General features: G+C 52.0%; 4 protein-coding genes. All 4 read left to right on the top strand.

Annotated elements, in window-relative coordinates; all coding sequences use genetic code 11:
* A partial coding sequence (csy1, locus tag AXK11_RS10440) for a type I-F CRISPR-associated protein Csy1 (RefSeq protein ID WP_082781065.1) occupies positions 1-804 on the top strand: 804 nt, incomplete at its 5' end.
* Positions 801-1,766 (top strand): type I-F CRISPR-associated protein Csy2, encoded by a 966-nt coding sequence (csy2, locus tag AXK11_RS10435; RefSeq protein WP_068631281.1) that lies wholly within the window; start codon positions 801-803, stop codon positions 1,764-1,766. The genes csy1 and csy2, both read left to right, overlap by 4 nt.
* A gap of 53 nt (positions 1,767-1,819) precedes the next feature.
* A complete protein-coding gene (gene csy3 / locus AXK11_RS10430; protein ID WP_068631279.1) occupies positions 1,820-2,857 on the top strand; it encodes a type I-F CRISPR-associated protein Csy3 in 1,038 nt (345 codons plus the stop codon).
* A 4-nt stretch (positions 2,858-2,861) separates the two neighbouring features.
* Complete coding sequence (cas6f, locus tag AXK11_RS10425) at positions 2,862-3,428, top strand: type I-F CRISPR-associated endoribonuclease Cas6/Csy4 (protein ID WP_068631278.1); 567 nt, start codon at positions 2,862-2,864, stop codon at positions 3,426-3,428.
* Positions 3,429-3,610 lie beyond the last annotated feature (182 nt).

Here is a 3,610-nt window from a genome sequence, read left to right as displayed (position 1 = left end):
CACGAGGTATATAATCGGATTCAAGAGGATCGTTTTGGCGAGGAGAGCAAGGCGGCGCGAGGGGCTCGCCGCGAAGGCAAGTTTCATGAGGCCGTTGTGCACGACTACCCCGATCTGGCCGTGCAGAAACTGGGGAGTACCAAACCCCAAGGGGTTTCCCAACTTAATAGCGAGCGTCGAGGTGTTAACTATTTATTATCCTGCGCGCCTCCAACCTGGAAGCCGGTTAAACAACGCGGCCTTTTCAAGACGGCGTCCATTTTTGATCGCATCTATGGTCGCATTCCTACAGTAAGTAAAACGGTACATTCACTGCGTAATTTCCTGGAAGACGGTCCGCGACCTGTTATGGAAACTCGGGATAGGCGGGATGGGTATATTGCGACACTCATTGACGAGTTGGTACAGCTGGCATCGGGCTATCAACAGGGTTTCCCTCCCGGCTGGAGTTTAAATCCCGAAACTGAACTCAATGAGGAGGAGTGCCTATGGCTGGATCCCTATCGGGCAACATTCGAGGAAGAATACGAGTTTCGTGAGAAGTGGTTATGGATGGACTGGCCCGAGCGGATTGGCGAGCGCTTTGCCGGATGGCTTAAGGGGCAGTTGGAAGGTAAGCTTCTTATGGGCGACGTTGAGTTTCGTCACTGGAAAAAAGAATTATTACTGGACGAGAGCGAGTCCGGCTGGGCTCGTGAGTTGCACAAGCAGTGTCACGAGATCCACCAGCGATGCAAGAAGTTCCCAAGCACAAAAAGGGAAGATAAAGAAAAACCCGCTAAAGAAGTGGAGGCTAAAGTATGAGTGTAGACCATATTGCTGACGAGGGCTTACTGGTTTTGCCGCGGCTGCGTATTCAAAATGCAAACGCCATTTCCAGTCCGCTCACTCATGGTTTCCCGTCCATCACAGCCTTTGCAGGCTTCATGTGGGCGCTGGAGCGGAGGCTGACAGCCGCGGGGATTAATCTTGGCTTCGATGCTTTTGGTGTTATTTGTCATTCGCACCAGGAGCAAGTAGCCGATGGTTATGTTAAAACCTTTCATTTAACGCGCAATCCGGTCGACAGAGCAGGCGACACAGCCGCCATTATCGAAGAGGGGCGGGTTCATTTAGAGCTCACCCTGATCTTTTCTGCCTTTGGAAAAGGTGGGGAGGAATCACATATCTTCCGGCAAAGTATGCAGGAAGCTCGCGACAAGCTCACCAAATCGATTGCACAACAGATTTGCACCATGCGTGTGGCCGGAGGCAGTATTGTATTACCAGAGCCCGAGGTACAGCTAATACCCATTTCAGAAAGTACGCGCACAAGTGACTTTCAGCGCTGGCGCCGGAGATGGCTTCCCGGCTTCGCTTTGGTGAGCCGCGATGATTTACTGAAAACCCATTGGGAGAAGCTAAAGTCGGTAAAATCCGATACGAGCCTTCTAGATGCGTGGCTGGATTTATCACGCTTTAATTACAAGGCTGAGCAGTCAGCGAGCGGGAAGGTAAAATGGCAGCACGACCGCCCTCAGCACTCAGGTTGGATTGTGCCAATTCCAATTGGCTACGGGTCACTTTCAGAACTGTACGGCCCCAGTGAAGTGCATAACGCACGCGACACTGAAACCCCTTTTCGCTTTGTCGAAAGCCTGCACTCCATAGGCCAATGGCTCGGCCCACACCAGCTCAGCGACATCGACCAACTCCTCTGGAAGCCGGACAACGCCCCCGAGAGGGGACTTTATCGGCTCCGCAATTCATACCGGCCCTCACCCTGACTAAAAGTTACCTCCTCAATTACTGTTTCTCAAACCCTTAACTCTAGCTACCCATGTCCGAAAACAAAAAATCCTCCGAAGTAAAAACCGCTACCGTTCTCGCCTTTGAGCGCAAACTCGATCCCTCCGATGCCTTGTTTTTCTCAGGCAAATGGGACGAGCGTAACGCTTCTGGGAACTGGCCCACCGTCACTATCCACGAAAAATCAGTGCGCGGCACAATATCCAATCGGCTCAAAGCCGGTGAGCAAGATCCCGCAAAACTGGATGCTGCGATTGAGAAGCCCAATTTACAAACCGTAGATGTAGCCACACTGCCTCCCGATGCCGATACCCTGAAGGCTCAGTTTACGTTACGCGTATTGGCAGGCACTGGCACACCATCAGCGTGTAATAATATCGATTATCGCAAGAAGCTCACGGCAACGGTTGCGGGATATGTGAAGGAACACAGTTTTATTGAGCTGGCACGACGCTATGCCGCGAATCTGGCGAATGGTCGTTTCCTATGGCGCAACCGTATTGGAGCCGAGGATATCAGCATCCGGGTGGCACACCTCAAGGAAGGAAAGCCCGCAGCCCAGTGGACATTTGATGCGCTTGATCACTCATTGCGTGACCTCGCTGAGTCAGCCAAGGCACAATCAGTAGTCGAGCTGGCTGATTTGATCAATGCAGGGCTGACAGGCAGTCAACATGTCCTGCTGGAGATTACTGCCTTTGTCCGAACCGGCGCGGGACAGGAAGTATTTCCATCGCAAGAGCTGATTTTAGAACGTGGGCGCGGCGATAAAAGTAAAACACTTTACCACGTAAACAACGTGGCGGGCATTCATTCACAAAAGATTGGCAATGCCCTGCGTACGATTGATACCTGGTATGCTGGGGCGGAAGAAAACGGCCCCATTGCGGTTGAGCCCTACGGTTCTGTGACGGTACAGGGCAAGGCCTGGCGCCAGCCTAAAGACAAACAGGATTTCTACAACTTGCTGGATAACTGGATCACCAAAGATCAGGCCCCTGCATCAGAGCAGCAGCACTACGTCATGGCAGTCTTGGTTCGTGGGGGCGTGTTTGGAAAGGCCGATTAATCCCATGACTACGCATTATATTGATATCCAGGTCATTTCCGATCCGGAAACCAGTGCGCCCCATATCATGGGGGCACTGTTTGAGAAATTCCACCTGGCACTGGTACGCGATCGTATCGACAGCATTGGTATCAGCTTTCCTGAATACAGTGTAACGCCCAAGACCTTGGGCACTGTTTTGCGCTTGCATGGAGAGGCGACTGCGCTACAGCAGTTACAGCAGGCTGACTGGCTCAAAGGGGTGCGTGACTATGTGCGTATCAAAGCTATCGCAGAAGCACCGGAAGACGCGCCGCACCGTGCCATACAGAGGAAACAGTTTAAAACGAATGTAGAGCGTCTGCGCCGCCGCCGTATGCGCAGGACAGGTGAGTCGGAACAATCCGTTAAGGAGTTGATTTCAGAAGACGTAGAGCAGCGCCCCACTCTGCCCTATGTTAAAATGCACAGCCGCAGTACGGGCCAGTCATTCTGTCTGTATATTGCGATGGGAAGTACACAGCCTGATCCGGTTTCCGGCACATTCAACACTTACGGGCTGAGCACTTGCGCCACAGTACCTTGGTTCTAGAGGGATTCCGCCCAGCCAAATTTGACCCAAATTTTGGGTGCTTTTTATGCTCTTTGACAGTCAAAGACTTATGAATCGCTTCAAAACTTGGGCCTGAGCGCACAAAGCCCATCTAACCTCCAGCCCTCCAGCAGCTTACCCAAAACTAAGTCTACTTAACTGCCGAATAGGCAGCTTAGAAA

Source organism: Cephaloticoccus primus (genome assembly GCF_001580015.1).
GTDB classification, from domain to species: Bacteria; Verrucomicrobiota; Verrucomicrobiia; order Opitutales; family Opitutaceae; genus Cephaloticoccus; species Cephaloticoccus primus.
Note: the sequence above shows the minus strand (reverse complement) of the source record. Positions and strands in the feature narration are given on the sequence as shown.

What these genes read in the sequence shown, in the direction of transcription:
- csy2 (WP_068631281.1), top strand. Translation starts at nt 801, where the DNA reads ATGAGTGTAGACCATATTGCTGACGAGGGCTTACTGGTTTTGCCGCGG.
- csy3 (WP_068631279.1), top strand. Translation starts at nt 1,820, where the DNA reads ATGTCCGAAAACAAAAAATCCTCCGAAGTAAAAACCGCTACCGTTCTC.
- cas6f (WP_068631278.1), top strand. Translation starts at nt 2,862, where the DNA reads ATGACTACGCATTATATTGATATCCAGGTCATTTCCGATCCGGAAACC.